General features: G+C 41.6%; 18 protein-coding genes and 3 tRNA genes. 20 read left to right on the forward strand and 1 reads right to left on the reverse strand.

Annotated features, from left to right (window positions below):
* Positions 1–410 precede the first annotated feature (410 nt).
* Positions 411–4,670: a glycoside hydrolase family 70 protein gene (locus AC4HAL_RS04500; RefSeq protein ID WP_491093176.1), complete on the forward strand. Its 4,260-nt coding sequence runs from the start codon at positions 411–413 to the stop codon at positions 4,668–4,670.
* 132 nt (positions 4,671–4,802) lie between these two features.
* Here the strand turns inward: AC4HAL_RS04500 and AC4HAL_RS04505 are convergent, their stop codons facing one another.
* Positions 4,803–6,260, reverse strand: coding sequence for an N-acetylmuramoyl-L-alanine amidase family protein (locus tag AC4HAL_RS04505; protein WP_491093177.1), 1,458 nt, complete (start codon positions 6,258–6,260; stop codon positions 4,803–4,805).
* 286 nt (positions 6,261–6,546) lie between these two features.
* Here AC4HAL_RS04505 and AC4HAL_RS04510 point away from each other — a divergent pair, with 286 nt between their 5' ends.
* From AC4HAL_RS04510 to trmD, 19 genes are all read left to right on the forward strand, one after another.
* On the forward strand, positions 6,547–7,245 hold the full coding sequence (locus AC4HAL_RS04510; protein ID WP_491093178.1) for a YoaK family protein: 699 nt from the start codon (positions 6,547–6,549) through the stop codon (positions 7,243–7,245).
* Positions 7,246–7,742: 497 nt separating this feature from the next.
* Complete coding sequence (locus AC4HAL_RS04515) at positions 7,743–8,648, forward strand: LysR family transcriptional regulator (protein WP_491093179.1); 906 nt, start codon at positions 7,743–7,745, stop codon at positions 8,646–8,648.
* 13 nt (positions 8,649–8,661) lie between these two features.
* Positions 8,662–9,129: a signal peptidase II gene (gene lspA / locus AC4HAL_RS04520; protein ID WP_447452332.1), complete on the forward strand. Its 468-nt coding sequence runs from the start codon at positions 8,662–8,664 to the stop codon at positions 9,127–9,129.
* Positions 9,113–10,015, forward strand: a complete 903-nt coding sequence (locus AC4HAL_RS04525) for an RluA family pseudouridine synthase (RefSeq protein ID WP_491093180.1) — start codon at positions 9,113–9,115, stop codon at positions 10,013–10,015. The genes lspA and AC4HAL_RS04525 overlap by 17 nt, the downstream gene beginning before the upstream one ends.
* Before the next feature lie 366 nt (positions 10,016–10,381).
* On the forward strand, positions 10,382–10,903 hold the full coding sequence (pyrR, locus tag AC4HAL_RS04530) for a bifunctional pyr operon transcriptional regulator/uracil phosphoribosyltransferase PyrR (RefSeq protein WP_491093181.1): 522 nt from the start codon (positions 10,382–10,384) through the stop codon (positions 10,901–10,903).
* A gap of 40 nt (positions 10,904–10,943) precedes the next feature.
* Positions 10,944–12,206 carry a uracil-xanthine permease family protein gene (locus tag AC4HAL_RS04535; RefSeq protein WP_491093182.1) on the forward strand — a complete coding sequence of 421 codons (1,263 nt, stop codon included), beginning with the start codon at positions 10,944–10,946 and terminating at the stop codon, positions 12,204–12,206.
* 5 nt (positions 12,207–12,211) lie between these two features.
* Positions 12,212–13,138 carry an aspartate carbamoyltransferase catalytic subunit gene (locus AC4HAL_RS04540; protein ID WP_491093183.1) on the forward strand — a complete coding sequence of 309 codons (927 nt, stop codon included), beginning with the start codon at positions 12,212–12,214 and terminating at the stop codon, positions 13,136–13,138.
* Between the two features lie 180 nt (positions 13,139–13,318).
* Positions 13,319–14,407: a carbamoyl phosphate synthase small subunit gene (locus AC4HAL_RS04545; protein WP_447452337.1), complete on the forward strand. Its 1,089-nt coding sequence runs from the start codon at positions 13,319–13,321 to the stop codon at positions 14,405–14,407.
* Positions 14,408–14,820: 413 nt separating this feature from the next.
* Positions 14,821–18,000 carry a carbamoyl-phosphate synthase large subunit gene (carB, locus tag AC4HAL_RS04550; RefSeq protein WP_491093184.1) on the forward strand — a complete coding sequence of 1,060 codons (3,180 nt, stop codon included), beginning with the start codon at positions 14,821–14,823 and terminating at the stop codon, positions 17,998–18,000.
* Between the two features lie 630 nt (positions 18,001–18,630).
* The gene (locus AC4HAL_RS04555; protein WP_447452339.1) at positions 18,631–19,770 is read left to right on the forward strand and encodes an efflux RND transporter periplasmic adaptor subunit; all 1,140 of its coding nucleotides are present in this window, start codon (positions 18,631–18,633) and stop codon (positions 19,768–19,770) included.
* 13 nt (positions 19,771–19,783) lie between these two features.
* Positions 19,784–20,491, forward strand: coding sequence for an ABC transporter ATP-binding protein (locus AC4HAL_RS04560; RefSeq protein WP_447452346.1), 708 nt, complete (start codon positions 19,784–19,786; stop codon positions 20,489–20,491).
* A gap of 11 nt (positions 20,492–20,502) precedes the next feature.
* Positions 20,503–21,735, forward strand: coding sequence for an ABC transporter permease (locus AC4HAL_RS04565; RefSeq protein WP_491093185.1), 1,233 nt, complete (start codon positions 20,503–20,505; stop codon positions 21,733–21,735).
* A gap of 593 nt (positions 21,736–22,328) precedes the next feature.
* A complete protein-coding gene (gene rpsP, locus AC4HAL_RS04570; protein WP_447452340.1) occupies positions 22,329–22,601 on the forward strand; it encodes a 30S ribosomal protein S16 in 273 nt (90 codons plus the stop codon).
* A gap of 13 nt (positions 22,602–22,614) precedes the next feature.
* Positions 22,615–22,854, forward strand: coding sequence for a KH domain-containing protein (locus AC4HAL_RS04575; protein WP_491093186.1), 240 nt, complete (start codon positions 22,615–22,617; stop codon positions 22,852–22,854).
* 184 nt (positions 22,855–23,038) lie between these two features.
* Positions 23,039–23,110 (forward strand) — tRNA-Gln (locus tag AC4HAL_RS04580).
* 22 nt (positions 23,111–23,132) lie between these two features.
* A tRNA-Leu gene (locus AC4HAL_RS04585) sits at positions 23,133–23,216 on the forward strand.
* Positions 23,217–23,223: 7 nt separating this feature from the next.
* Positions 23,224–23,297, forward strand: a tRNA-Arg gene (locus AC4HAL_RS04590).
* Between the two features lie 126 nt (positions 23,298–23,423).
* Positions 23,424–23,942: a ribosome maturation factor RimM gene (gene rimM / locus AC4HAL_RS04595; RefSeq protein ID WP_491093187.1), complete on the forward strand. Its 519-nt coding sequence runs from the start codon at positions 23,424–23,426 to the stop codon at positions 23,940–23,942.
* Positions 23,932–24,654: a tRNA (guanosine(37)-N1)-methyltransferase TrmD gene (gene trmD / locus AC4HAL_RS04600; RefSeq protein ID WP_491093188.1), complete on the forward strand. Its 723-nt coding sequence runs from the start codon at positions 23,932–23,934 to the stop codon at positions 24,652–24,654. Before rimM ends, trmD begins: the two co-directional genes overlap by 11 nt.
* Positions 24,655–24,661: the final 7 nt, after the last annotated feature.

A 24,661-nucleotide genomic window follows, 5' to 3' on the forward strand; every position in this document is an offset into this window, starting at 1 on the left:
AGGCTCAATTAGGCCTGTCTTTTCTTTGCAATTTTTTACTGATACTAATACTAAAAAAGTTTTAATGACTTTGTAATAACAAGCGGAGCAGTAACTGCCCTCGAAAAACGATCTAATAGTCGCTTAAGCGGTCATAATGAAAGTAAAATAGTAGGGAAATCATTTAATGATTTATAGTAATATGGTGTTAAAAAAGAAAGCGATAACAAAAATTAATTTTTCAGAAAATTATCCTATTTTTTTGAAAAAATAAAACTAAAGCTATTATATCAATAAAAAAATTCTCATAAAAATTATAAATAACTAGAAATAATTTGTAAAAAATGTTAAAATAACTTGACGCTTGAAATTTTTTAATCTTTAAAAATTTTAGGTGCGCGATTTATTTTCAAATTAGGAGGACTCCATACATGGAGAAGAATGTACATTACAAGATGCATAAGGTTAAAAAGAGATGGGTAACTGTCTCTGTAGCCTCTGCCACAATGCTAGTCTCAGCTTTAGGTGCTTCAAGTGTCAGCGCCGATGAGACAACTGAAGAAACAGCTAATCAGGCTGTTGTTGCTAGCGATCAGGTTAATGCTGCGCAAGATGCTCAAGCCCAAGACCTGCCTGCTACAGCAACATCTGAACAGCCTCAAGCTGTTGCTGCCGATGAGGCCGCTGCTAATCAAGCGGAACAAGCAAATGAAGCTGAAACTCCTGCCAGTGCTGAAACGGTTCAATGGGATGTCGCAGCCAATGCGAATCCTGAAGTATCAGCTGATGCCCTTGCTGAATCAAAAGCAGTAGCGGCCCAAGAACAAGCTAATGCAGTTCCTGAAGCCTTAACTTCTTTGTCTAATGTTAAACAGGTGGACGGCAAATATTATTATTACGATGAAGATGGCAATGTTAAAAAGAACTTTGCTGTTAGCGTCGGTGACACCATCCTTTATTTTGATGAAAATGGTGCTTACAAAGATACATCGAAAAGCACTGCTGGAAATACCTCTGAACTCAATCGTGCGGAAACTGCTTTTACTAGCAACAACCGTGCCTACAGTACAGCAGCTGAAAACTTTGAAGCTATTGATAACTACCTGACAGCTGATTCTTGGTACCGTCCAAAATCAATCCTCAAAAATGGTCAAACTTGGACAGAATCAACTAAGGACGATTTTCGCCCGCTCTTGATGGCATGGTGGCCTGACACAGAAACTAAACGCAACTATGTCAACTACATGAACAATGTTCTGGGAATTGATAAGGCTTATTCAAATACTGCAAGTCAGGCACAGTTAGCAAGTGCAGCTGAGCTTATACAAGTGCGTATTGAACAAAAAATTACTTCAGAACAAAATACTAAGTGGCTTCGTGAAGCTATTTCTGCCTTTGTCAAGACTCAATCTCAGTGGAATGGCGAAAGTGAAAAGCCTTACGATGATCACTTGCAAAATGGTGCTCTTCGTTTTGATAATGAAAGCACTTTAACACCAGATACCCAGTCGAGCTACCGTCTGCTTAATCGCACACCAAGTTCGCAAACTGGTCAGTTAAGTTCTAAATATAAATACAATCCTAATGACCCACTCGGTGGCTATGAGTACCTCCTTGCTAATGATGTGGATAACTCAAACCCAGTTGTACAGGCAGAGCAGCTTAACTGGCTTCATTATCTGCTTAATTTTGGTAGCATCTATGCGAACGATCCAGATGCCAACTTTGATTCCATCCGTGTTGACGCAGTAGATAACGTTGACGCAGACTTATTGCAAATTTCTAGCGATTACCTTAAATCAGCTTATAAGATTCACCAAAATAATAAGAATGCCAACGATCACGTCTCTATCGTAGAAGCATGGAGTGATAACGATACACCATATCTTCATGATGAGGGCGACAACCTCATGAATATGGATAATAAGTTCCGCTTGTCAATGCTTTGGTCATTGGCTAAACCAACTAATATCCGTTCAGGTTTGAATCCATTGATCCACAACAGTGTTGTTGATCGTGAACTTGATGAACGCGAAGTTGAAGAAATTCCAAGCTACAGCTTTGCTCGTGCCCACGATAGTGAAGTACAGGACTTGATTCGCGATATCATCAAAGCTGAAATTAATCCAGATTCATTCGGATACTCATTTACGCAAGAAGAAATTGATAAAGCCTTCAAGATCTACAACGAAGACTTGAAGAAAACTGATAAGAAATATACGCATTACAATGTGCCTCTTTCTTACACCTTGCTCCTAACAAACAAGGGCTCAATCCCTCGTGTATACTATGGAGATATGTTTACTGATGATGGCCAATACATGGCTAACAAAACGGTGAACTACAATGCGATTGAATCCCTCCTGAAAGCACGTATGAAGTACGTTTCAGGTGGACAACGCATGCAAAACTACAACATTGGAAGTGGTGAAATCCTTACCTCTGTACGTTTTGGTAAAGGTGCTTTGAAAGCAACAGACAAGGGAGATGCTACAACCCGTACCTCTGGTGTTGGTGTTGTTATGGGGAACCAACCTGGATTTAAGTTGAATAAAGGTCAAGTTGTTGCCCTTAATATGGGAGCTGCCCATGCTAACCAAGAGTACCGTGCTCTCATGGTTTCAACTAAGGACGGCGTTGCGACATATGCTACCGATGCTGATGCTGCTAAAGCTGGCTTGACTCGCCGTACAGATGAGAATGGCTACTTGTACTTCCTAGAAGACGATCTTGTTGGTGTTGCTAACCCTCAAGTCTCTGGCTTCCTTCAAGTCTGGGTGCCAGTCGGAGCACCAGCTAACCAGGATATCCGTGTAGCAGCTACTGAAACAGCAAACACTGATGGTAAATCACTTCACCAAGATGCTGCTATGGATTCACGCGTTATGTTTGAAGGTTTCTCAAACTTCCAAGCTTTTGCAACTAAGGAAGAAGAGTACACTAACGTTGTCATCGCTAACAATGTTGACAAATTCGTATCATGGGGTATTACTGACTTTGAAATGGCTCCTCAGTATGTGTCATCTACAGACGGTCAGTTCCTTGATTCGGTTATCCAAAATGGTTATGCCTTCACTGATCGCTATGATCTTGGTATGTCAAAAGCCAATAAGTATGGTACAGCAGAACACCTAGTTAAAGCCATCAAGGCGCTGCATGCTAAGGGCCTCAAGGTAATGGCAGACTGGGTTCCAGACCAACTGTACACCTTCCCTAAACAGGAAGTCGTTTCTGTAACACGTACAGATAAATTTGGTCGTCCAACTGCCGGTAGCTCTATTAAGAATACACTCTATGTTACTGATACCAAAGGTAGCGGAGATGATTACCAAGCTAAATACGGTGGTGCTTTCTTGGATGAATTGCAAGCCAAATATCCTGAAATCTTTGAGAGAAAACAAATCTCAACAGGTGAGGCAATCGACCCATCAACTAAAATTACGCAATGGTCTGCTAAATACCTTAACGGAAGCAATATCCTTGGACGCGGTTCAGACTATGTTCTCAGTGATCAAGTTACCGACCGTTACTTCAATGTAGACAAAGATAAGCTCTTCTTGCCGAATGCTCTCCTTGGGAAATCAGTTGCTGCTGGTATCCGTTACGATGGTAAAGGTTATATCTATAACTCAAGTACAACTGGTGAGCAAGTCAAAGGCAGCTTTATCAACGAAGGCGGTAACCTCTATTACTTCGGTAAAGATGGTTATATGGTCTATGGTGCGCAAAACATCAACGGCGGTAACTATTTCTTCCTTGAAAATGGTGTTGCCCTGCGTAACAGTACTTACACTGATGCTGAAGGAAATACATATTATTTCGGCAATGATGGTAAACGCTATGAAAATGGCTACCAACAATTCGGTAATGGATGGCGTTACTTTAAGAATGGCGTGATGGCTATCGGATTGACAACTGTTGATGGCAACATTCAGTACTTTGAGAAGGATGGTATGCAAGTCAAGGGGCAAATCATCGTTGCTCGCGATGGTAAAGTTCGCTATTTCGATGAACATAGTGGTAATGCCCTGATGAATACTTTCATTTCAGATAAGTCAGGCCACTGGTACTATCTTGGCAAAGATGGTGCTGCTGTAACAGGTGCTCAAACTATTGGTAAACAACACCTCTATTTTGAAGCTAATGGTCAGCAAGTTAAAGGTGATTTTGTCACTGGTAATGATGGCAAACTCCGCTTCTATGATGCTGACAGCGGAGATATGTGGGTCAATACTTTTGTCGCAGATAAATCAGGTCACTGGTATTATCTTGGAAGTGATGGTACAGCTGTAACAGGTGCTCATACTATTAATGGTCAGCATCTCTATTTCAAGGAAAATGGCCAACAAGTTAAGGGTGGCTTTGCAACCGATAAGAACGGTAAAACTCACTATTATGATGCTAACAGCGGCGAAGCATGGACAAATCGATTTGCTTCTGACAATGCTGGTAACTGGTACTACCTTGGAAGTGATGGTGCTGCTGTAACAGGTGCACAAACGATCAATGGTCAACGTCTCTATTTCAAAGAAAATGGTCAACAAGTTAAAGGTGACGTAGCCAGAGGCCGTGATGGTCATTATCGTTTCTACGATGCTGACTCTGGTGAACAAGTGTATAATCGTACTGTTAGAGCCGCAAATGGTCGCTGGTACTATGTTGATTACAGAGGTATTGCTTACCGCCTTTAATCGTCACTGTGCAGACTTGTACAAAAACTTATAATAGTTTTATACAGACAAAAAAGTCCTTCCTATTTAGGGAAAGGACTTTTTTAAGTAGGTTAGGCTACTGTGCTTATCAATAATCAGTTATACAATTAGTTAGCCGGTTACTTCATGAGCAATACCTTCGCTGTCAAAATCGTAGTATTTACCATTGATTTCAACATGGGTACGGTCATGCCAAGCATCACCTGTTTCAGGGTCAAAGTAGCGCAGGCCTTGATCTGTATTAACCATTTCGCCCTTGACTTGTTCATGAGTATTAGGTCTAAAGAAGAGGGTTTGCCCATTGACAGTTACAAGTCCAGAAGCAGCAGAGCCATCTTCAGTAAGGTAGTACCAAACTCTTTGTGGGACACCATAGATTGGAGCAGCGGACGTCTTTCTATAGTGGGTGTAGCCAACAAAACGGTTGGTCCACATCTCACCAGTATCTTGATCGAAGTAGTAGAGTTTGCCATCGGTAGTTACGACTTCGCCTTTTGCCTGACGACCAGATGAATCAAAGTAAAGCTTTTGCCCATTAACAGTTTTCCAACCCTTGGCAAGAGCTCCGTTTTCATCTACATAATACCAATTGTTGCTGCCGGGGGTGTAGAAGGTTTTTGGTGTAAACTCGACACGTGAAATAACTCCGGTATTAAGATCGGTCATCACGGGTTTTCCATTGGTATCCTCAGCCATTCCTTTTATTTGACTACCGTATTCATTGAAATAATAGTTTTTCCCTTCAATAGTCTGATAACCGGTAACAGCTACCCCATCTTCTCCAAGATAAAGCCAAGCATCAAAATCTGACGTAATATGTCTAAGATACCAATGCTTAGTCAAAAGAGCACCACTATCACGGTCAAAGTAATAAGTTTTATTTCCTTCAGTGATTGAGGATGTGACTTTTTGACCATTTCGGTAATAATAAGTTTGCCCTGTGTTTCGATCTTTAACCCAGCCGTCTTGTGTCTGGTTGGCTGTTGCACGACCAGCTTCCGTCACAATAACGTGACTGTCTTGAATCGTCGTAGTCGCCTGTGCTGAATCAGCGGCAGCCTTATTATCTTGATCGCTGTTAGTCTCTGTTTGTTCTTTATCGGCAGAAATATCACTAGCACCTTTGCTATTAGTAGCAGAAGTGTTTTCTTCTGACAAATGACCTTCTGGTAACTCTACTGTTGGGAAGTCCTTTGGTACCTGAGTTACGACTGGTGTTTCAGTGTTTTCAGTAGTCGCTGATTTTTCGGCTGGCGCAGCTTGTGCATCTTGAGAATGGTTAACAGGAACCAACTCCTGTTCTTTGGCTTGTTCTGTCGATGGTGCTTCTGGAGTTGATTCACTTGTCTGCACAGCAGTATTAACCGATTCTTCTGTCTGAGATTGAGCAGTATCAGCTTTAGTTGCAATAGCATCTGAAGCTGCTTGTGGAATAACTTGAGCTGATTCATCTGCCTGAACCTGTCCACTTTGAGCTAATAGGGCGATTGAAGCAGCTGTAACAGTACCAGCAATGGTAACCCAATGTTTCTTAACTTTATGTAATTTATAAGTTGTCTTTCGTTGCATAATTAAACCTCCTTATACAGTAATATTGTAAGACGCCAATATTGTACCATATCAAATAAAGCTTGATGCCATAGACTTTGAAACGATTACAACTTGTAATCTGGTTGATAAAAAGCTAACTTTTCTGCAAGAATGTTCATTATCAAGAAAACTAATTGAACTTTAATAATACTATGTGAAAACGCCACTAAAAGTTCATTGAAAATTTAAGGACAAAAGAGTAGAATAGAGCTAAGTGGTTATAGCAGATAGGTTACGTAATTCCGGTGATAGATAGGAGGACTTAATGACAGAATCAGCTCGAAAATTAGCTGTTATGCCACAAGATACTCGTGTAATGGCATTCTTTCTGGGATCGGTAGGAGGCTGTTTGGATGTCTTTTCGCATATGGAATTTGGTACTCTAATTGCAACGCAGACGGGTAACATTATTTTGCTGATTGCAAATTGGGGTCAGGGGAGGCCTGAAAAGACAATTGCGAGTATCCTTTCTCTAACTTTCTTCACACTTGGCTTCTTGCTAGGTATCTTGCTTAAAGAACATGCCAAAAATGCTTATTGGCGCAGTTTTGGCGTTCTCCCTCTGCTGTTTAGCAGTCTTCTATACCCCCTCTTTCCTGTTGATAAATTGGTGTGGATTTCCTTATTGGCAGCAAGTACAGGGATAATGATTTTGACCTTTAGAGGAACGAAAATTGAGCATCATGCTTATGTAATTATGATGACATCTGGGAATTACCATAAAATGATTGCTGCTTGGTTTGATTTTTTGCGGAATAAGGGAGAACAAGAAATAATTAGGCGCCAAGCGATTAATTATAGTATCGTGGTAGGAAGCTTTGTTGGCGGTGCTGTCATAACAGGTTTACTGACACATATATTTCATATCTACGCTATTTGGTGTGTTACTGTCGTACTCTTGGCTATTGTTGTAGTTTATACAACTTTGGTTAAGGCTTACCAATTGGAGAAGGATAATATCTAGCCTGCAGTAAGATGATTTTCTCATATGCAACAGATCGGAGGGGACCCTAGGTTCCCTCTTTTTTGCTTGCTCTAGGAATCAATTTTCTAAACGAGAAAAGTAGCATGGAAGAAAAACTATATTGTAAACTTCTCAATGCCGACAAACACTAGATAGCCATTGCGCCCCCTCAACTGCACTAGCAATATTTGGAAGCAAGATCAGCTGTTAAGACGGTCTAAGCCATAGAAGCAGCGACAGCTAGGTTAGTTAAAATTGTTCCAATAGGGACGCTTGCTGCCTAGCTTACAGACGCTAGTTCCTTGTTTAGGAAAGTGTCTAATATTTTTGAAAGAAGCATTGAACAGGGACAGAACTCGCTTTTATATTTTTAGGTTCGTGAAAAAACAGTCCGCTGGACAGAACTCGCTTTTATATTTTTAGGCTCGTGAAAAAACAGTCCGCTGGACTGTTTTTTTCTGCTATAATAAAGGGAGTGATATTAGAAGGAAGATATTATGAATATTCAACAATTGCGCTATGTTGTTGCTATTGCCAACAGTGGAACATTTCGTGAAGCTGCCTCTAAACTTTTCGTTAGTCAGCCCAGTCTATCCGTGGCTGTTAAAGATTTGGAATCTGAGTTAGGCTTTCAGATTTTTACACGAACGACAACTGGAGCTGTTCTTACTAGCCGAGGGCTGTCCTTTTACGAACGAGCCCTTGATGTTGTTCGCAGTTTTGATTCATTTGAAAAACAATACACGAAACCTGATAATAGTAATCCGCAATTCTCTATTGCTAGTCAACACTATGATTTTTTGCCACCTCTAATCACTACGTTTTCTGAACGGTACCCAGATTATAAGGATTTTCGAATTTTTGAGTCTACTACCGTGCAGATCTTGGATGAGGTGGCTCAGGGACACAGTGATATTGGCATCATTTACATGAATCGTCAAAACAGCAAAGGCATTCAGCAAAAAATGGATAAGCTAGGTTTGGAGTTAGTCGATTTAATTCCATTTCAGACTCATATTTATCTGCGTAAGAATCATCCTTTGGCTAAGAAAGAGCGATTGACAATGACAGATTTGGTAGATTTGCCGACAGTGCGCTTTACCCAAGAGAAGGATGAATATCCTTATTACTCTGAAAATTTTATTGATACAACAGAGAGCTCCCTGATGTTTAACGTAACTGACCGCGCTACCCTAAATGGTATACTTGAGCGAACAGATGCGTATGCGACTGGATCAGGCTTTCTCGACAGCCGCAGTGTTAATGGCATTACTGTGATACCGCTGGAAGACGATTTAGATAATAAAATGGTCTACGTCAAGCGTGTTGATAAGGTCTTATCAGCTTGTGCCCTCAAATTTATTAATGTTATGTTTGAGTATTTTGAAACCTTTAAACCCTAAGGAGTCTCTAGTGTTGAAACGAAGGATTTTGGTTCCCTTAAGTATGATTAGCTTAATCATTTTCGATCAGGTGAGTAAATGGTGGATTGTTGGTCATCTCAGTCAAGGAGAGAGGCACCCTTTTTTATCGCCTATTTTTAGTTTGGTCTATGTCCGCAATTATGGGGCAGCTTTTTCTATTTTGCAGAATCAGCAGTGGCTTTTTGCTTTGATTACGATTCTTGTTATCGGTGGGGCAGGTTATTATTTGTACCGTCATTTTTATGATTCTCTTTGGCTGGTATCCGCCTTGGTTTTCATTATTGCTGGCGGTCTTGCTAATTTTATTGATCGCTTGCGTTTAGGCTATGTTGTTGATATGATTCATTTAGATTTTATTGATTTTGCTGTTTTTAATCTAGCGGATTCCTGCCTCAGCCTAGGCGTGTTCTTGCTAATGATTGCAGTTTGGAAGGAAGAAAAAGATGGAAGTGATCGTTAAAGAAGCGGAGGGCTTGCGTCTGGATAAGGCACTGGCAGAAATGACAGCTTTATCGCGCAGCCAAGCCAGTGAGGTGATTAAAAACGGCTTTGTTACTGTTAATGGTTGCCCACAAAAGGCCAAATATGCCGTCAAACGAGGTGACATCATCAGCTATGAAGAACCACAGGCAGTTGAGCTTACTTATGAGGCTGAGGAACTGCCACTTGATATTGTTTATGAAGATAACGATGTCGCTGTTGTCAATAAGCCGCAAGGTATGGTTGTTCATCCATCTGTCGGTCACACCTCTGGGACTTTAGTCAATGCTCTTCTCTACCACATCAAAGATTTATCCACTATTAATGGCGTGGTGAGACCTGGCATTGTTCATCGTATTGATAAAGATACGTCAGGCTTACTGATGATTGCTAAAAACGATCAGGCTCATCAGGCTTTGGCAGATGAACTCAAAGATAAGAAGTCTTTGAGAAAGTATCTGGCTATTGTTCATGGCAATCTGCCTAATGATCGCGGAGTGATCGAGGCTCCTATTGGACGTTCAGACAAGGATCGTAAGAAGCAGGCTGTGACAGCCAAGGGAAAGCCAGCTGTGACGCATTTCCAAGTTATGGAGCGTTTTGGTGACTACAGCTTGGTCGAATTGCGCCTAGAGACTGGGCGAACACACCAGATACGGGTTCACATGGCCTACATTGGTCATCCTGTAGCTGGTGATCCTCTCTATGCTCCCCGTAAAACGCTTAAGGGGGAGGGACAGTTCTTGCATGCTGAGACAATCGGTTTTACCCATCCGACGACAGGAGAGCTTCTTAAGTTTTCTATTCAACCCCCGCAGCTTTTCCAAGAGACCTTAGAAGCCTTGCAGCAGGGGCGTTTGCGATAGGGCGTGTTACCTAATATCTATTACAGGAGTGACAATGGACCAAAAATCTATGGTGCCTTTGCCATCCCTCAGGTGTAGAGGACAAACCGTCACTTTCAAAAGTTTAGTTTTACCAATTTAACTTCAAAAACTAGGCGCTAATTAGACAGTAAAAGACTTACGGTTAATTCTTGCCTTAGCTGATAGTTTTTGCTATAATGAGCCCAATGAATAAAATCCTTTAAAACTGTCCAGAGAGGCAGGTAAGGAGACATGCTCAGAAAAAATGATAGGGTAGACTATACCTATATCTCTTATTTTGTGTCATCTCCTTGCAAGGGCAGGGAGATTTTTTGTTCAAAAAATATATACAAGGAAGGATTTCTTATGAAAACAAAAGAAGTCGTTGATGACGTCACCATGAAACGGGCAATCACCCGTATCACCTATGAGATTATCGAGCGCAATAAACATTTAGATAATCTTGTTTTGGCTGGAATCAAGACCAGAGGAGTCTATATCGCTCGTCGGATTCAAGACCGTCTCAAACAGATTGAAGCTATTGATGTTCCAACTGGAGAGTTGGATATCAGACCCTTCCGCGATGACATTAAAGCAAGTCAGGATACAACGAGTATGCCGGTTGATGTAACCGGTCGAGATGTTATTCTTGTTGATGATGTTCTCTATACTGGCCGTACTATTCGAGCAGCCATCGATAATCTTGTCAGTCTTGGACGCCCAGCTCGTGTTAGTTTAGCCGTTTTGGTTGATCGCGGCCATCGTGAACTGCCTATTCGTGCAGACTATGTTGGCAAAAATATCCCAACGAGTTCTGAAGAAGCGATTACTGTCGAGATGGTTGAGGTAGACGGTAGCGACCGGGTTACTATCAGTGAGTCTAATTAACTCTCTGGACTGCCTAATGGAATTAGTAAGGAAGTCGTAAATGGAAGAAATTAAATACGATATTGGTGACAGACCGAAGACCGGACTCTTGCTGGGCTTATCTTTTCAGCATCTCTTTGCTATGTTTGGCTCAACGGTGCTGGTTCCTATTCTGGTTGGTATTGACCCTGCTATTGCCCTTTTTTCTAGCGGCTTAGGAACCTTAGCACATCTGTCTGTTACCAAGTATAAGATCCCTGCTTATATGGGGTCAAGCTTTGCTTATATTGCAACCATGCAGACCCTTCTCAAAACAGACGGTATGCCCGCTGTAGCTCAAGGCGCTATTTCTGGCGGTTTGGTCTACCTTTTGGTAGCAATACTGGTCAGATTTGTTGGAAAAAACTGGATTGATAAGGTTCTGCCGCCTATCGTTGTCGGACCGATTATCATGGTGATCGGCCTTAGCTTAGCGACGTCAGCCGTCAACGATGCGATGACCATTGATGGGCATTACAGTCTTACTAGTTTGGCTATTTCAATGGTCACCTTATTTGCCGTTATCACCTTTAGTATCTATGGTAAAGGGATTGTTGCTGTTATTCCTATTCTATTAGGGTTGGTTGTCGGTTACTTCTTTGCGCTGGGCTTAGGAGTTATAAGCGGACAAACAATTATTGATTTTTCAGGAGTAGCCCAGGCCTCATGGTTAGATATTCCAGATTTTCACATTCTTTTGAGCAATGGTCAGTTTAGGTTGTATCCCAGCGCCATCCTAACCATGGCTCCGATTGCTTTTGTTACCATGACGGAACACTTCGGTCATGTCATGGTCTTAAACAGTTTGACAGGCCGTGATTTCTTTAAGGATCCTGGTTTAGATCGCACTTTGACTGGTGATGGTCTAGCTCAGATTATAGCTGGCCTGTTTGGAGCTCCCCCTGTAACCTCCTATGGGGAAAATATTGGGGTTATGGCTCTCAATAAAATCTTTTCGGTTTATGTTATTGCTGGTGCGGCCGTGATTGCGGTTATTATGAGTTTTGTTGGAAAAGTCTCAGCCTTGCTCCAATCTATTCCGCCTGCCGTACTTGGTGGTGTGTCTATCTCCCTGTTTGGAGTCATTGCTTCAAGCGGTTTAAAAATTTTGGTAGAAAATCAAGTAGACTTTGATAAGAAAAAGAACCTCTTCATTGCTAGTGTCATCTTGATTTCAGGGATTGGTGGACTTATGCTGCAAGTAGCTGGTTTGCAGATTACCAGCGTCGCCTTCTCAACTCTTTTAGGGATTATTCTCTATCAAATTCTTCCAGAAAAGGATTGAAGCTTATGGTAGTAACAAATGGTATGGTTTCTCTCAAACATTTGGTATCAATGGAAATCTTATCCAATGAAGAAGTTATGGGGTTAATTAGACGAGGGATAGCCTTCAAGCAAGGAGAAGCGGTATTTAAATTGGATCGTCAGTATTTTGCAGCTAATCTCTTTTTTGAAAGCTCTACCCGGACTCATAAATCATTTGAAGTAGCAGAGAAGAAGCTAGGATTAGACGTTATCGATTTTGATGCTAAAACGAGCTCAGTCAACAAGGGGGAGACCCTTTATGATACTATTCTTACCATGTCTGCTCTAGGAGTTGATATCTGTGTGGTACGTCATTCTCAGGATGATTACTACAAAGAATTGATCGACAGTCGAACTATCCAGACCTCGATCGTTAACGGTGGGGATGGCTCTGGACAACACCCTAGTCAAAGCTTATTGGATCTTATGACGATTTATCAGGAGTTTGGGACTTTTGAAAATTTAAAAATTGCCATTGCCGGAGATCTGACTCATTCTCGGGTTGCTAAATCCAATATGCAAGTGTTGAAGCGCTTGGGAGCTCAGCTCTATTTCTGTGGGCCTAAAGAGTGGTACTCTCGTGAATTTGATGTTTATGGGAAGTATGATGCTATTGATAATATTATCGATAATGTTGATGTTATGATGTTGCTTAGAGTCCAGCATGAACGTCATGATGGCTCAGAAAGTTTTTCTAAAGAGGAATACCACCGCCTTTATGGTCTGACACAGGAGCGCTATGATCAATTGAAAAATACGGCTATTATCATGCATCCAGCACCGGTCAATCGCGATGTGGAAATTAAAGACGATTTGGTAGAAGCACCTAAATCTCGGATTGTAGCTCAAATGCAAAATGGGGTTTTTGTCCGTATGGCTATTGTTGAGGCCATTCTAAATGGTAAAGTGTAGCAACTAGCTGGGCAAAAAGAGTTTAATTCTTAGGATTGAAGTGAGTGTCTCTTTCGCTTTATCACGCTTACTTCATCTAGATATAGTAAAGAAAGGAAGCAAAAGGGTAGTAGGCTCTCTTTGAATGGCGAAGCAAGACTAGCTTTCCGATGAGCCGAGTAGCCTTTGGGTATCTAACCTATGACAAAAAGATTGTTAATTTTAGAAGACGGTACTATATTTGAAGGTCAGGCCTTTGGTGCTGGCGGTGATGTCACTGGAGAAATCGTCTTTAACACAGGTATGACTGGTTATCAGGAATCCATCACTGATCAATCCTATAATGGTCAAATCTTGACCTTTACTTATCCCCTTGTAGGGAATTATGGCATCAATCGTGATGACTATGAGTCTATCACACCGACCTGCAAGGGCGTTGTCGTAGCTGAGAATGCCCGTTTGGCTAGCAATTGGCGCAATCAAATGTCACTGGATGAATTTTTGAAATCCAAGAACATTCCTGGTATTTCCGGCATTGATACCCGTGCTTTGACTAAGATTATACGGCAGCATGGAACCATGAAAGCAACCTTGGCCAATGATGGAGATAGTATTGAGCACCTGCAAGATCAGCTGCGAGCAACAGTCCTGCCTACTAATAACATTGAGCAAGTATCCACCAAGGCTGCTTATCCCGCTCCTGGTGTTGGCAAAAATATCGTTTTGGTCGATTTTGGCCTCAAGCACTCTATCCTGCGCGAATTTTCCAAGCGCAATTGTAATGTGACGGTTGTACCTTATAGCACAACGGCTGATGAGATCCTTCATCTTAACCCAGATGGTGTCATGCTGTCCAATGGTCCCGGTAATCCAACAGATGTACCAGAAGCTCTTGATATGATTCGTGGTATACAGGGAAAAATTCCGATTTTTGGAATTTGTATGGGCCATCAACTCTTCAGTCTAGCTAACGGTGCCAGCACCTACAAAATGAAATTTGGGCATCGCGGATTCAATCATGCGGTACGTGAAATTGCGACTGGGCGGATTGATTTTACCAGCCAGAATCACGGCTATGCGGTTGATCGCGAGACCCTCCCCGACAGTCTGATTGTAACGCATGAAGAGATTAATGATAAGTCTGTTGAAGGGGTTCGCCATCGCTACTACCCAGCATTTTCAGTTCAGTATCATCCGGATGCAGCTCCGGGTCCTCATGATGCCAGCTATCTATTTGATGAATTCCTTGAGCTGATTGATGCTTTTAAGCTAGAACAAGCACGAGGGTAACATTTTTCTCTGGACCATAATAGTTAATTGAATTGAGGATAAGGAACTTTAGCAAAATAGAGATTTTTTTAGAACCTACGGATCTTCGTCAAATCTCCTATTTTGTTTGTCCTCTTTGCAGGTCCAGAACTTATTTGAACAGGCTCTAATTGTTGTGTGAAAAGGATGAATCTTACTTAGATATTGTCGTCTGAATCACGTTAGCTATTTTTTACTTCGCAATTGACGAGCCTTGGTATCATGCTTTATTGGAGCACGTTGAATAGAAAGGAGAAGGGGCTCTAATTCCGTATTTGGTTCAACTGAATACGGCCCTGCAGATCTTGCAAAAAGGATAGACCACTCCCTAGACCTAGTGTCGTGGATTCGGTTTCTTTTTGCTATATCTGTTTTATGCCCTTAATATCTTATAAATGCCAAAACGTACTGACATTGGAAAAATTATGGTGATTGGATCTGGACCGATTATTATCGGGCAGGCTGCGGAATTTGACTATGCAGGGACTCAGGCCTGTTTAGCTTTGCGAGAGGAAGGTTACGAAGTTGTCCTTGTCAATTCCAATCCGGCGACCATCATGACCGATAAAGAAATCGCCGACAAGGTCTATATTGAACCTATCACGACCGAATTTGTGACCCGCATTTTGCGCAAGGAAAGGCCAGACGCCCTATTGCCAACTCTTGGTGGCCAGACCGGGCTCAATATGGCTATGGAACTGTCTAAAGCGGGAATCTTAGATGAATTAGGTGTTGAGCTCTTGGGAACTAAGCTTTCAGCTATTGATCAGGCTGAAGACCGTGACCTCTTCAAGCAGCTCATGGAAGATTTGGAGCAACCGATTCCTGAATCACAGATTGTTAATACTGTTCAGGAGGCCTTAGATTTTGCTGCCGAGATAGGCTACCCTGTTATTGTCCGCCCCGCCTTCACTCTGGGGGGGACCGGTGGCGGTATGTGTAGTAATGAGGAGGAATTACGTGAAATTGCCGAAAATGGCCTGAAGCTCTCGCCTGTTACGCAATGCTTGATTGAGAGATCCATCGCTGGTTTCAAGGAAATTGAATACGAAGTTATGAGGGATAGTGCTGATAATGCCCTTGTAGTATGTAACATGGAAAATTTTGATCCTGTTGGTATCCACACAGGGGATTCCATTGTTTTTGCACCAACTCAGACCTTGTCCGATATTGAAAATCAGATGCTGCGGGATGCCAGTCTAAAAATCATTCGTGCCCTTAAGATCGAAGGGGGCTGTAATGTTCAGTTGGCTCTGGATCCTCACAGTTTTAAATACTATGTCATCGAGGTTAATCCGCGGGTATCGCGTTCTTCAGCACTGGCTTCTAAGGCAACAGGTTACCCTATTGCTAAATTGGCTGCTAAAATTGCAGTTGGATTGACACTTGATGAGATGATCAATCCAGTAACTGGCACGACATATGCCATGTTTGAACCGGCCCTTGACTACGTTGTGGCAAAGATTCCGCGTTTTCCATTTGACAAGTTTGAAAATGGAGAACGTCGTTTGGGCACCCAGATGAAGGCGACAGGTGAAGTCATGGCTATTGGCCGCAATATTGAAGAAAGTCTGCTCAAGGCTTGCCGTTCGCTGGAAATCGGTGTTCATCACAATGAGATGCCAGAATTAACGGCAGCTAGTGATGATCAGCTCTTTGAGAAAATTGTCAAAGCTCAGGATGATCGGCTGTTCTATATTTCAGAAGCAATTCGCCGTGGTTTTAGCATTGAAGAAATTGCAGACCTGACCAAGATTGATATCTTCTTTTTGGATAAGTTGCTCCATATTTTTGAATTGGAGCAAGAGCTACAAGAGAATGTTGGCAATCTTGGTATCTTGAAAGAAGCTAAACGTTTTGGCTTCGGCGACAGAAAAATTGGTCAACTTTGGGAAATGGATACTACAGCCATTCGCCAGCTGCGCTTAGATAATAATATTATCCCTGTCTACAAAATGGTGGATACCTGTGCGGCAGAATTTGAATCTGCAACCCCGTATTTCTACTCAACTTATGCTTTTGAAAATGAATCAATCAAATCGGATAAGGAATCAGTTATCGTGCTTGGTTCTGGTCCGATTCGCATCGGTCAAGGGGTGGAATTTGACTATGCAACCGTTCATTCAGTTAAAGCATTGCAGGCAGCTGGGTATGAAGCCATCATCATGAATTCCAATCCAGAGACCGTCTCGACTGACTTTTCCGTATCCGATAAGCTCTATTTTGAGCCTCTGACTTTTGAAGATGTCATGAATGTCATTGATCTAGAGCAGCCTAAGGGCGTTATCGTGCAGTTTGGTGGTCAGACAGCCATTAATTTAGCTGAGCCATTGTCTAAGGCCGGTGTTAAAATCTTAGGAACCCAAGTGGCTGATTTAGACCGAGCAGAAGACCGCGATCTCTTTGAACAAGCTCTGCAAGACCTTGATATTCCTCAGCCACCAGGACATACAGCTACTAACGAAGAAGAAGCACTTGCGGCTGCTCGACAAATTGGTTTTCCGGTCTTGGTTCGTCCTTCCTACGTACTTGGCGGTCGTGCTATGGAAATTGTTGAAAATGAAAACGATCTTCGTTCCTATATGAGAACAGCAGTCAAAGCCAGTCCGGACCATCCAGTCCTTGTCGATTCTTATTTGGTTGGTCGTGAGTGTGAAGTCGATGCCATATCAGATGGCAATAATGTTCTCATTCCAGGTATCATGGAACATATCGAGCGGGCTGGTGTCCACTCAGGGGACTCTATGGCTGTTTATCCACCGCAAACCTTCTCTCAAGAGATTATTGATACCATTGCTGATTACACTAAGCGTTTAGCTATTGGTCTCAATTGTATCGGCATGATGAACATCCAATTTGTTATCCACGATGAAACAGTTTATGTCATTGAGGTTAATCCACGTGCCAGTCGGACCGTGCCATTTTTATCCAAGGTAACAGATATCCCAATGGCTCAGGTTGCAACCAAACTAATCTTGGGGCAAAGCCTAGCTGATTTAGGCTATCAGGACGGTCTCTATCCTAAGAGTGATCGGGTTCATGTTAAGGCCCCTGTCTTCTCCTTCACCAAATTGGCTAAAGTAGATAGTCTCTTAGGGCCTGAAATGAAATCAACTGGTGAAGTTATGGGTTCGGATAAAACCCTAGAAAAAGCCCTCTATAAAGCCTTCGAAGCCAGCTATCTCCACCTGCCCACCTTCGGTAATGTCATCTTCACCATTGCAGATGATACCAAGGAAGAAGCCTTAGAGCTGGCACGTCGCTTTGATGCCATTGGCTATGGTATCTATGCAACAGCTGGAACCGCACGCTATTTCAAAAAACATGGCCTAAATTCAGTCATTGTTGATAAGCTGGGTGATAACGATGACAATGATATTCCAGCCCTGGTTCGGACCGGTGTTGTCCAAGCCATTATCAACACGGTTGGTACTAAGCGGACAGCCGATGAGGACGGACAAGCTATTCGCAGTGCGGCTATTGAAGCTGGTGTACCGCTATTTACAGCCTTAGATACTGCAGATGCCATGGTGCGTGTTTTGGAAAGCAGGAGCTTTACGACAAACGCTATCTAACCGCAGTCATCATAAAAATAGCCATGAACCGAAAATTGGGCAGTAAGGGTTGATTCTTTGAACTCCTAGCCTATTTCCAATGTCAAGCTTAAAGACTTTACCTATTTTTCAGAAAGGAAGGAGTTATGTGAAGCTCTCTTCCTTTTTGTTTGCGTGAAAATAATTTCAGTCTAACATTTTAGATTAACATGGTTGTTCTCATTCTAGTGGGTTTTCTTAAAAAGTTTCAGTCCGAATTATCAGAATTTAATAGATATTTTTAATTTTTTACCATTCACGACAAAATAACGACCGTTCACGACATAGATGCTCACTAAGAGTCAAAATAGTCTATACTATCTAGCGAAAGCAAATTCTTGTAATGACAAGTCAATCCGCTTTCAAACTGCAAAATGGTTGTTTGAAAAATTATGACAATATAATGTCCCTACTTTTTTGTAAGGGGATAGCTACAATGGAGAAAAGTCATACAGGCTTGTTATTTTGCAGATAGTACTTGACAGAGAGCGATAAAAGTTTTATATTTGTATTGTTAAAACGATACAAAATTTCCTACCTTACAAATCTGTAAGAGTAGAAGTTAATTTTTATTGCTACTATATCATTAATAAAGGCTAAAGGAGATTTTATATGGCACGTCAACGTAAGAGAAAAACAATGTCAAAGCGTAAAAAATGGATTATTATTGGAGCGACAGGACTTGTCCTCTTAGGCGGTGGGTACATGGTAACGCATGCTATCCTTAATTCGACCGCTCAGACAAGCCCTTATACCGTAGCTAGGGTCACAAAAGGAAATTTAGCCTCATCAACGATTCTAACGGGAAAAGCAAAATCAATCTCTGAGCAATATGTTTACTACGATCCTGCAAAGGGAACTGACCCTACTATTAACGTTTCTGTCGGTGATCAGGTCACTGCGGGTCAGGCTCTAGTGCAATACGATAGTGCTTCGGCTCAGGCTGACTATGACGCTGCTGTTCGAGGCTTGAATCAAGCTGCGCGTGACCTTGAAGCTTTCAGGCGTGATAATGCAGCTATTGCAGGAACGGCGGAGTATAATAGCCAATTGCAATCTCTAAATGATGCTTACGCTAATGCTCAAGGCGTTGTCACTAAAGCTCAGCAGGCTCTCAATGCAACGACTGTTACCAGCGATGTTGCCGGAACAGTTGTAGAGGTAGCTGAAAGTGTCAATCCCTCAACCCAAAACAGCCAAACTCTGGTTCACGTCGCCAGTGAGGGGCAGATGCAGATTCAGGGGACGTTAACAGAATATGATTTAGCCAATGTCAAAGTGGGCCAAACTGTTACCATCAAATCTAAGGTTTATCCAGATAAAAAGTGGACCGGTACTATCAGTTATATTTCAAATTACCCTAATGAAAAATCTGATGACAGTGGTTCTTCTGGCTCAGATAATTCTGACTCTTCAAGCTCTTCTAGCGCTACCTATGACTATAAAGTTGATATCAACAGTGACCTTGGCGATTTGAAGCAAGGTTTCACGACATCTGTAGAAGTTGATAATAGCAGTGAGGGTATCCTAGTGCCGGTCAAGGCTGTTGTCACTCAAAATGACAATTCTTATGTCTGGATTTATGATAAAAAATCTGGAAAGGTCACTAAACGCAAGGTAAGTCTTGGCAGCGCCGATGCCAAGCAGCAGCAAATCCTATCTGGTATTGATGAGGGGCAAGAAGTCATCAGTAACCCTAACAACAATCTGAAGAACGGGCAAAATGTTTCAGATTCTGTCAGCAAGAACTAATGAGGTGATGACCATGAATGAGGCAAACGTTTTAATAGAATTGCAGGGCATTACCAAATCGTATCGCAACGGAGAACAAGAATTGCAGGTTCTTAAAGGCATTGATTTAACAGTAGCTAAAGGTGAATTTCTTGCTGTCATGGGGCCATCAGGATCAGGAAAGTCTACGCTTATGAATATCATCGGCCTGCTCGACCGTCCCACTTCAGGTTATTATACCTTATCAGGAGAAGCGGTAGAAGAACTCAGTCCAACTGAGCAGGCTCATGTTCGCAATGAGGAACTAGGCTTTGTCTTCCAACAGTTCTTCCTCCTATCTAAGCTTAATGCTCAGGATAATGTGGAGTTGCCCCTGATTTATGCTGGGATGAGCGGCTCCAAGCGTCGTCAACTTTCCCAACAGTTTCTGGAGAAGGTTGAGCTGGCGGATCGAAGAAAACACCTGCCATCAGAATTATCAGGTGGGCAAAAACAGCGGGTAGCTATCGCTCGCGCCTTGGTCAACAACCCTTCTATTATCCTAGCGGATGAACCAACTGGAGCGCTGGATACTAAAACCAGCAACCAGATTATGGAATTGCTAACCCAGCTCAATCGTGAAGGTAAGACCATTATCATGGTAACCCATGAACCTGAAATTGCTGATTATGCAAGGCGTAAGATTGTGATCCGAGATGGTGAAATCACCTTGGATACAACGGACAGTGTCCGTATTGAATAAGGGAGGTTATGATGCAAAATTGGAAATTTGCCCTCGGCTCGATCATGGGGCATAAAATGCGCTCCTTTTTGACTATGTTGGGAATTATTATTGGGGTAGCAGCTGTATCTCTGGTTTTAGCTCTGGGTGCAGGATTTAAGGATAAAATGTCCGAGAATATCGCAAAGGCACAGCATGATGTTCAAGTCTACTATACTTCAAATTCAGATGACAACCAAGAAGATGATATTATTACGGATAAATTACCTAAAAATGCTCCCAAAGTACAGGAGTCATGGCTCCAAACCATTGTTAATAATGTTGATGGTATAAGTGGCTATTATATTACCAATACGACTTCGGCTAATGTTTCTTACAACCAAAAGAAGTCTAAGCAGGTCAATATAACAGGGGTAAGTCAAAGTTATTTTGATGTTAAAAAATACAAAATATTAGCCGGACGCAGATTTAATACCGGTGATTATAAGCAGTCTTCTCGCTACATTATGATTGATCGAAAAGTATCCCAAAAACTATTTTCTGATTATAATAGTGCTTTAAATAACATTATTGATGTCGGTGGTAAGAAATTTAGAGTTGTTGGTGTTTATAAAGATCCTGATGAGAGTACAAATTATTCAATGTATCCCAACGGGACAGCCATTTTAACCAATACCGTATTAGCATCGGAGTTTAATGTAGATGAAATCGGTGGTATCTATATTCATGTACCTGATGTCAATCAGTCTCTAAAATCAGGGAAAGCTGCAGCCAAGCAGTTAACCAAGCTCTCAGGTGCTTCCGGAGGTCATTTTGAAACGTATGACCTGACTGAAGCTATCAAGCAATATCAAGCTCAGATTTCAACCATTACAACTTTTATTGGTATTATGGGGATTACTACTCTCTTAGTCGGTGGTATTGGTGTTATGAATATTATGCTGGTGTCTGTAACCGAACGAACAAGAGAAATTGGTTTGCGAAAAGCTTTGGGAGCCACTCGCCGTAATATCTTGATGCAGTTTTTGATTGAATCCATTGTTTTGACTCTGATAGGTGGTATGATTGGACTATTATTAGCTTCAGGTTTAGTTGGCATGCTTAGAAGTGCCGGTGATTCAATTGGTTTAGGTAAACCAGTCGTTTCATTCAACACGATTGTCAACAGTCTGCTGGTTTCTGTTATTATTGGAGCGGTATTTGGTCTCTTACCAGCAAATCGAGCAAGCAAGTTAGATCCTATTGAGGCTTTGAGATATGAGTAACAATTTACCCACATCGCATGAAGATGTGATTGGAAATTGGAAGAAAGTTTAACGAGGGAAGCTATATAAAGCTGTGACTGTCCATATTAGGTGGTTTATTCTGCTTATTTCAAATTATCTTTTCAGTTTTATCAAACGATATTTGGAATTTCTTTCCAAATATGATCTATAATCGTATTTAGGAAGTATTTGGATAGTCTTTCTTTTCAACGGCATTTTTAAACATAGCGCTATTAATTATCGGAAGGATCGATAATTAATAGATATCATATTAGGAATGAAAAAGAACAGCGATTGAGTGTGTAGTTTATTCTGGACACTTTATTGCACACAAGTTTATTAAGAGGCACAGGGAAAATACTCAATTATTAATATGGTAGTGATTTATCAATTTTGTTTGAATAATTGGGTTATAATAAGCAGATGTTTAACGATAATTCATTTAATGCATTTGCTGGTACGTATTACTGTAAAGAACTGTCAAGTTTTTTTCTTGACAGTCTTATTATTTGTGCTATACTAGTTACAGTAGAGGGCGTGGGACTAGCTCGTACGGCCTTGATAAACAAAAAATAGAAAAGAGACTTTACAAAATGGCAGTAAAAATCCGTTTGACTCGTATGGGTTCTAAAAAGAAACCTTTCTACCGTATTAACGTTGCAGATTCACGCGCACCACGTGATGGTCGTTTTATTGAAACCGTAGGCACTTACAATCCATTGGTTGCTGAAAACCAAGTGACTCTTAAAGAAGACCGTGTTCTTGATTGGTTAGCTAAAGGTGCGCAACCTTCTGATACCGTTCGTAATATCCTTTCTCGCCAAGGGGTTATGAAGAAATTCCACGATTCTAAATACTCAAAATAAGAAGGCTTAGCCTATGGATACCATTGAAAATCTTATTATCGCTATCGTCAAACCCTTGATTTCGAAACCTGATAGCTTCAATATTAAAGTAGAAGACGGCTCTGAGTTTATGGAGTACCACCTAGATTTAGCTCCGCAGGACATCGGTCGGATTATCGGGAAAAAAGGCCGGACCATCACAGCGATAAGGTCGATTGTCTATTCGGTACCCGTTGAAACTAAAAAGGTTAGAATCGTTATTGATGAAAAGTAGCAGCTGTGGCTGTTGCTTTTTTAGTGAAAAAACAACAGTCTAAATTTGACAATAGCACCTGCTTTTTAACTGAGTGAAGTAGTTGGGGGTTATGTATACTCATGAAACAGAACGGGAGCTGATAGGCGTTTTTTCACACTTACTATTGACAAGCCGTATTTTTTTAAGTAAAATAAAGAAGCATTGGGGTATAGCCAAGCGGTAAGGCAAGGGACTTTGACTCCCTCATGCGTTGGTTCGAATCCAGCTACCCCAGTTTTTTTATGCTTCTATGCCAAGCCGGTGTGGCGGAATTGGCAGACGCGCTGGACTCAAAATCCAGTGTCCTCACGGACGTGCCGGTTCGACCCCGGCCACCGGTATAGAAATGCACCCTTGGCTCAACTGGATAGAGTACCTGACTACGAATCAGGCGGTTAGAGGTTCGAATCCTCTAGGGTGCATAGCGAGCTCCTCTTCTTGAGAGGGCTTTTTTACTTTACGTTGCTAGTGTTCTCTGTACAATAGACTTTTATTTCAAACATGGACATGGTAAAATAGTGAGGAAACTCTAAGGAAAAGGAATTGTTATGAATTATTATAACGTTGGTAAAATCGTCAATACGCAAGGGCTCCAAGGAGAGATGCGCATCTTATCAGTGACGGACTTCGTAGAAGAGCGATTCAAAAAAGGGGCGAAATTAGCCCTTTTTGATGCCAAGGATGATTTTGTGATGGAAGTTGAAATTGCCAGCCATCGTCAGCATAAGAACTTTGACATCATTAAATTCAAAGGAATGTACCATATCAATGACATTGAAAAATTTAAGGGGTACAGTCTTAAGGTGGCTCAGGACAATTTATCTGATCTAGCTGATGGCGAATTTTATTACCATGAGATTATTGGTCTTAATGTTTATGAGAATAATGAAAAAATCGGTGTTGTAAGAGAAATTCTTCAGCCAGGAGCCAATGATGTCTGGGTCATCAAACGTTCAGGCAAGCGTGATTTGCTTTTGCCTTATATCCCTTCAGTTATTTTAAATGTGGATATTGAGGCTAATCGTATTGACGTTGAGGTACTAGAAGGACTTGACGATGAAAATTGATATTTTAACTCTTTTCCCCGATATGTTTGCTCCTCTGGAACAGTCTATTGTCGGTAAAGCACAAGAGAAGGGGCTGGTAGATATCACCTATCATAATTTTAGAGACAAGGCTGATAAAGCTCGACATGTTGATGATGAACCGTATGGTGGTGGACAGGGGATGCTGCTGCGTGCTCAACCGATTTTTGATACCATGGATAAATTATCCGCTAAAAATCCTAGAGTTATCTTGCTGGATCCAGCAGGGCGACGTTTTAATCAGACTTACGCGGAAGAATTGGCGCAAGAGGAAGAGTTGATTTTTATCTGCGGACACTATGAGGGCTATGATGAACGAATTAAGAGTCTAGTTACTGATGAAATTTCACTGGGCGACTTTGTGCTGACAGGAGGTGAGCTGGCAGCGATGGCAATAGTAGATGCGACTGTTCGACTAATTCCAGACGTTATCGGCAAGAAAGTCAGCCACCAAGATGATAGTTTCTCATCAGGACTATTAGAATATCCTCAGTATACACGACCTTATGATTATCGCGGCATGACGGTACCTGATGTTTTGATGAGTGGGCATCACGACAATATTCGTCTCTGGCGGATGGAGCAGAGCTTACGCAAAACTTTGGAGCGACGGCCAGATCTTTTGGAAACATATGAACTGAGCGAAGATGAGCAAAAGATTCTAAATAAGATCAAACAAGAAATAAATAAGTAAGAAAGGG

It is taken from the genome of Streptococcus sp. ELY_125 (genome assembly GCF_058314535.1).

What these genes read in the sequence shown, in the direction of transcription:
- AC4HAL_RS04575 (WP_491093186.1), top strand. Translation starts at nt 22,615, where the DNA reads ATGGATACCATTGAAAATCTTATTATCGCTATCGTCAAACCCTTGATT.
- trmD (WP_491093188.1), top strand. Translation starts at nt 23,932, where the DNA reads ATGAAAATTGATATTTTAACTCTTTTCCCCGATATGTTTGCTCCTCTG.
- AC4HAL_RS04525 (WP_491093180.1), top strand. Translation starts at nt 9,113, where the DNA reads ATGGAAGTGATCGTTAAAGAAGCGGAGGGCTTGCGTCTGGATAAGGCA.
- AC4HAL_RS04500 (WP_491093176.1), top strand. Translation starts at nt 411, where the DNA reads ATGGAGAAGAATGTACATTACAAGATGCATAAGGTTAAAAAGAGATGG.
- carB (WP_491093184.1), top strand. Translation starts at nt 14,821, where the DNA reads ATGCCAAAACGTACTGACATTGGAAAAATTATGGTGATTGGATCTGGA.
- AC4HAL_RS04510 (WP_491093178.1), top strand. Translation starts at nt 6,547, where the DNA reads ATGACAGAATCAGCTCGAAAATTAGCTGTTATGCCACAAGATACTCGT.
- AC4HAL_RS04540 (WP_491093183.1), top strand. Translation starts at nt 12,212, where the DNA reads ATGGTAGTAACAAATGGTATGGTTTCTCTCAAACATTTGGTATCAATG.
- pyrR (WP_491093181.1), top strand. Translation starts at nt 10,382, where the DNA reads ATGAAAACAAAAGAAGTCGTTGATGACGTCACCATGAAACGGGCAATC.
- AC4HAL_RS04560 (WP_447452346.1), top strand. Translation starts at nt 19,784, where the DNA reads ATGAATGAGGCAAACGTTTTAATAGAATTGCAGGGCATTACCAAATCG.
- AC4HAL_RS04545 (WP_447452337.1), top strand. Translation starts at nt 13,319, where the DNA reads ATGACAAAAAGATTGTTAATTTTAGAAGACGGTACTATATTTGAAGGT.
- rimM (WP_491093187.1), top strand. Translation starts at nt 23,424, where the DNA reads ATGAATTATTATAACGTTGGTAAAATCGTCAATACGCAAGGGCTCCAA.
- AC4HAL_RS04535 (WP_491093182.1), top strand. Translation starts at nt 10,944, where the DNA reads ATGGAAGAAATTAAATACGATATTGGTGACAGACCGAAGACCGGACTC.
- AC4HAL_RS04555 (WP_447452339.1), top strand. Translation starts at nt 18,631, where the DNA reads ATGGCACGTCAACGTAAGAGAAAAACAATGTCAAAGCGTAAAAAATGG.
- AC4HAL_RS04515 (WP_491093179.1), top strand. Translation starts at nt 7,743, where the DNA reads ATGAATATTCAACAATTGCGCTATGTTGTTGCTATTGCCAACAGTGGA.
- rpsP (WP_447452340.1), top strand. Translation starts at nt 22,329, where the DNA reads ATGGCAGTAAAAATCCGTTTGACTCGTATGGGTTCTAAAAAGAAACCT.
- AC4HAL_RS04565 (WP_491093185.1), top strand. Translation starts at nt 20,503, where the DNA reads ATGCAAAATTGGAAATTTGCCCTCGGCTCGATCATGGGGCATAAAATG.
- AC4HAL_RS04505 (WP_491093177.1), bottom strand. Translation starts at nt 6,260, where the DNA reads ATGCAACGAAAGACAACTTATAAATTACATAAAGTTAAGAAACATTGG.